Below are 4,939 nucleotides of genomic sequence, written 5' to 3'. Positions count from 1 at the left end.
TTCAGGAAATTCCTGTTAGTTATTCATGCCGTCGTAGTTTTTTTTGTATGCCGCGACGGCTTGAGGGAATAATACCCACATCAATCGACGGAAAGATGTGGCCTATGGACAAACACATAATGTATCACGACCTGAAGGATGCGCTGCGGCACGGCGTTTGCCCGATTTGCTCGCTCGTCGAGCAAAGGGTGGAGCGGACGATCAAGGTCATTTTGCGGGAAGGCTATACGGACTCTGCGCTGCGCAGCTCGTACAGGCAAGCGAAGGGCTACTGCAACCGCCATGCATGGCAAATGCGCGAAGCGGGAGATCCGATCGCGCACGCCGTCATGTACCGCGGGCTGCTGGAGGAGCACCGTGCATCGCTGGAAGCTTACATGAACAGCCGAAAAGGCCGGATCGAAACGAGCGAGAAGGAAAGCACGGCCGTACAGCGGATTCGGGCGATTTTGCAAGGCGTGAAGCACGCGAGTGCGGATGACGGCCGGTTCGCCGAAACGAGAAGGTATCTCGACAGCTTCTCCTCGGATAAACGATGCCCTCTCTGCGAAGTGGCCGAGTCATGTGAAGCGAGGTACGTGGAGGCGGCCCTCGATTATTACGAGGGGGACGAAGATTTTAAGGAAAAGTACCGAAACCGCGGAATTTTATGCCATCCGCATCTTCGGAGACTGATCCGGGACCACGGCGACCGGACGGGCGTAGAGGAAATGATGGAAATACAGCTCGGCCGCCTTGATCTGTATATCGAACACTTGTCGGACATGGAGCGCAAAGCGAGCCTGCGCTATTCGGAAGATCCGAATGGGGACGATAGGGGCGGCTGGCTGCGGGCCATTCAATTGGATGTAGGGAGTCCCGGCATCGATACGTCATACAAAACGAAAGCAGCAGCCATACGAGAAAGTCACACGACGTCATAACCTCAGGTTATGACGTTTTTTCACTATGGGGAGGACGCGGAACCCGATACGATAAGACTATAAATTTGTTGAATCGTAAGGAGCTGATCGCATAATGAGAGGTCGGTATGTTCCGGTGTTGTTTAGCTATTTCGTCGTAACGGCTCTGTCAGTAGCTTTAATGAAATTCATTTTGCCATGGGCAGGCATCGATGTGAGCGGGGCGAATCCGATCGGGACGGTGCTGGCGGGAACGGCAATGTCTGCGGTTATTATTGCGGTGGAATGGGCGCTTTTTAAGAAATTGATCGGTGAGCCGCTTCAGCTTGTCGGATTCGGCCTCGACCGGCAAGGCGTCGTATTTTCCGCCCTCTCCCTTGTGTTCATCTTCGGGTTTCCGATCGGGTTTCTTGAGATGATGGGCACGGATTATACTTGGAATGCGGATATGTATTCTTCGATCGGGTTATCGGTCGGTTATATAGCGCTTGCCGTTGTTTGCTTTGTGGCTGCTGCGTTTCAAGAAGAGTTTTTCAATCGAGGCTTCGTATTTGCTTCCTGGGGCTCTATGAGCAGAACGAAGTTGATCGTGCTTTCCTCGCTGCTGTTCATGCTCATGCACGTGCCGGTCAAGGGAGCGAACCCGGTTTCGCTCGCCGACTGGTTTATCGCGGGCATTTTGTTCATGTACGTATATATCCAAAGCGGGTCCGTATGGGCGGCTACACTGGTCCATGCGGGTATGAACCTTATGCTTGCCTTGATTGTGGGAGAAATGGATTATTCGCTGCTCAAGCTGAACAACCCGCCTTCCGATTTGTCCGGTTTGTTGTTCCTCGTTCTGATTTATTCAGGGATGTTTATACTGACCTTCGCCGTATACGGAGGAAAAGGAAAATTACAGCAGCCTGCAAAGCTGGAATTATGATATAATCGTCGGGATTTGTTGTGAAAATAAAGGGAGTGCGTCGGGGTTGGGCAAAATTTCGGCATATGTTGACCGGGCAGTGTTCGGATTAAGGACGTTCTGGTTCTTGGTCCAAGTGGCGGGGATCGTGAACGAACACGAAAAAATAGATTACTTTTGGGGCGCCTTTGTATGGCTGCTCCTGGCGGGGTTTGCACCGTATTTGTTTTGGCTGCCGAACCGGGATAAAAGCCGGTTCTGGTATTGCGTTACCGAATTGTCGCTTACCGGCTCTCTCTTTCTTTACTCTATTTACTTAGAAAATAGTATGACGAACGTGTTTTTCGTTCCGGCACTCGTTATCGGGTATTTGGCGACAAAACCGTTTTACCGTTTCGTTCCGATTGTGTTCGGCCTGTCGCTTATCGCGTTCCTGATCGGATCGTTAACGTTCGGACAAGCCTTCTTCGGAGTAACGGATACGGCGCTGTTCTTCGGTATCGGCTTCGTATTCCGCTGGCTTCTTAACGTGCAGGAAAAAGCGAACCGTCTGATGCGGACGGTCGAAGAGCAGAACGCCACGCTGAAAATATATTCCGAGCAGGTGGAGCGGCTCTCCAAGACGGAGGAACGCATTCGAATCGCGAGCGATCTGCATGACACGCTGGGCCATTCTTATATTTCTTTCATTTTGGGGTTGGACGCGAGCATCGCGCTTGTCGACCGTAGTCCCGAGGCGGCCAAGAAGCATATGACCGAGCTTCGGCAGGCGGCTGCTCGTCAGCTGGACAGTATGCGGGAAATTGTGCACGGGCTCGGCGAGCACACCAATATAACGCTAAGTGAAGAACTGGCGGGGATTGCGCGGGAGTTTTCGGAAAGCACCGGAAAGCGGGTGTCGATGCAGTCTTCCGGGCGAGAGCGGCACTTGCAGCGCCAAATTCACACCGTCTTTATCAGATGCCTTCAAGAAACGTTATCGAACGCGGTGCGGCACGGGAAGGCGGACAGCGTCAACGTATCGCTCGGGTTCGATGACGAATGCGTAAGGCTGAAGGTGGAGGATGACGGCATCGGGATGAACGGAAACAAGGCGGGCTTCGGGCTGACGGCGATGCAGGAGCGGGTCGGCAGTGTCGGCGGCCGGCTGAGCATCGAGTCGGAGACAGGTAAGGGCACCGTAATTACATGCTCGGTTCCAATGAAGGGGGAGGCGGTACATGTCTAACATTCGGATTCTCATTGCGGATGATCAAGGATTGATTCGGGAAAGCCTGTCGATCGTGCTTGGGCTGGAAGAAGACATCGAGGTAGCGGGCGTTGCCGAGAACGGACGGCAGGCGGTCGAGCTGTGCGAACGGCTGCAGCCGGACGTCGTGCTGATGGACATCAATATGCCGGAGCTCGACGGGGTTGAGGCGGCGCGGGAAGTGAAGAGCCGGTGGCCGGACATTAAGGTGGTCATGCTGACCTCCTACCAAGAAGTGGATCACGTAGTGAATGCGCTGAACTACGGCGCGGAGGGCTTTTTGTTGAAGGCGATCGATCCGAAAAGCTTGGCGGGCAGCATCCGGCTCGTCCATTCGGGAGGAACGTTCGTCTCGAAGGAAATGGCGGAGAAAGTAATTCGAAGCGTTACGTCGGCGAAAAACGATAGTGCGGGCGCGGCGGGGCATCCCGCCAGCGGCGGCGTCTTCGCGACGGCGGGCGAAGGGGATAAATACGGGTTTACGCCGAGGGAGCTGGAAATATTGCAGCTGCTGGCCAAAGGGATGCGCAACGTTGACATAGCGGAACGATTGTTTCTAACGGAAGGCACGGTGAAAAACTATATTTCCAATGTGTATTCCAAGCTGGAAGTGAGCGGGCGTTGGGATGCGGTGAAGAAGGCGAAGGCGGAAGGGATCGTAACCGAATAAATTTATACGGGTCGGGCTCCTTGCTGTGAAGCGGGGGGCTTTTTTTGTTCGCGGCCGGTTCTATTTTTGCGCTTGGAATCTATATCTATTAATAGCCCATTAATGGATTAGCGTTCGATAAGGAGGACAAGCGTATGAAATGGCTGATCAAGATCAAAAGCATTCTAAGGATATTAGGGACGGATCCCGTGCGGGATCGAAAGGTCAAAGCCGCGGCTTCGGAGGCAGCGAAGCCTGCTCCGGTTGCGGCCGCCGCGGCGTCAGCGGCGAATGCGGAGGTTAAGCCGGCATCCGATTCGGTAGCCTTGGAGGCGGAGCATGAGCGCGATTTGCTCGAATTGGTGCGGCAGGCGCATACAGATTGGGCTTGCGCTCAGCAACGGCTGAATTTCGCGTTGGACAAGGATCAAATAGATTATGCGATTTATACGCTGGAGGCTGCAGAGAAAAGGTACAGTATGCTGCTGAAGCAGGCGAAAATGGCAAAAGTGAAGGCGGACGGGGCGAATGCGCCGACCGGCCGGAAATATATCCGGATTACCGGGTAAGGAGGAACCATGATGGAAATTGCGGGAGCGTCTATTTGGCTCTGGGTACTGATCATTTCCGGTCTGCTGCTTACAATTGTAATGCTAAGATCGAAAATCGGCTGGCGTTGGCTCCCTTTCCTCGGCTTTAACGTTGTTGTTGCGGCTGTCCTATTATATTTTGCGGACTTGGCCGAGCCGTATACGCACGTCTCCATTCCTATTAATGGAGTAACGATTGCTGCGATTGCGGCGCTTGGCGTACCGGGTGTTATTATGCTGGCCGCGCTGAAGCTTGTGCTTTTTTGAAGCGGGGGAAGGAAAATGGTTCAGGTTAGTGAAACTGCATGAATTTAGCTTGATTAATCTGTTGACTTGGAGATTTCCTCNCGTACCGGGTGTTATTATGCTGGCCGCGCTGAAGCTTGTGCTTTTTTGAAGCGGGGGAAGGAAAATGGTTCAGGTTAGTGAAACTGCATGAATTTAGCTTGATTAATCTGTTGACTTGGAGATTTCCTCTGTGATATATTATTGCTTGTCGCCGCGAGAGCGGTTGACGGCGAAGGACACGGCAGTTGAAGCGGCAGGAAGCAATTTCCGGTTGCAAACGCACGGCCTTCTGTGGTAATCTAGTCTTCTGGCCGAGAGGTCGAAGACGAGCTTGCTCCTTGAAAACTGAACAAC

The 4,939-nt window shown here is 53.1% G+C and carries 6 protein-coding genes; all 6 read left to right on the top strand.

All coding sequences use genetic code 11. The annotated features are described in order from the left end of the window. Window positions 1-104 precede the first annotated feature (104 nt). The 6 genes from PT964_RS26170 (at window position 105) to PT964_RS26145 (ending at window position 4,564) form a co-directional block, all read left to right on the top strand. Window positions 105-923 (top strand): DUF6062 family protein, encoded by an 819-nt coding sequence (locus tag PT964_RS26170; protein WP_274366303.1) that lies wholly within the window; start codon window positions 105-107, stop codon window positions 921-923. Window positions 924-1,017: 94 nt separating this feature from the next. Further along, on the top strand, window positions 1,018-1,830 hold the full coding sequence (locus PT964_RS26165) for a CPBP family intramembrane glutamic endopeptidase (protein WP_274366302.1): 813 nt from the start codon (window positions 1,018-1,020) through the stop codon (window positions 1,828-1,830). A gap of 46 nt (window positions 1,831-1,876) precedes the next feature. Then, window positions 1,877-3,037: a sensor histidine kinase gene (locus tag PT964_RS26160; protein ID WP_274366301.1), complete on the top strand. Its 1,161-nt coding sequence runs from the start codon at window positions 1,877-1,879 to the stop codon at window positions 3,035-3,037. Further along, window positions 3,030-3,728 (top strand): response regulator transcription factor, encoded by a 699-nt coding sequence (locus PT964_RS26155; protein ID WP_274366300.1) that lies wholly within the window; start codon window positions 3,030-3,032, stop codon window positions 3,726-3,728. The genes PT964_RS26160 and PT964_RS26155 overlap by 8 nt, the downstream gene beginning before the upstream one ends. 134 nt (window positions 3,729-3,862) lie before the next feature. Then, a complete protein-coding gene (locus PT964_RS26150; protein ID WP_274366299.1) occupies window positions 3,863-4,276 on the top strand; it encodes a DUF2508 family protein in 414 nt (137 codons plus the stop codon). A 12-nt stretch (window positions 4,277-4,288) separates the two neighbouring features. Beyond that, on the top strand, window positions 4,289-4,564 hold the full coding sequence (locus tag PT964_RS26145) for a pro-sigmaK processing inhibitor BofA family protein (protein WP_274366298.1): 276 nt from the start codon (window positions 4,289-4,291) through the stop codon (window positions 4,562-4,564). The last annotated feature ends 375 nt before the right edge of the window (window positions 4,565-4,939 follow it).

Origin of the sequence: Paenibacillus thermotolerans, assembly GCF_028745515.1 — a bacterium.
GTDB classification, from domain to species: domain Bacteria; phylum Bacillota; class Bacilli; order Paenibacillales; family YIM-B00363; genus Paenibacillus_AE; species Paenibacillus_AE thermotolerans.
The sequence above is the reverse complement of the archived record's forward strand: the minus strand, read 5'-3'. Positions and strand labels throughout refer to the sequence as shown.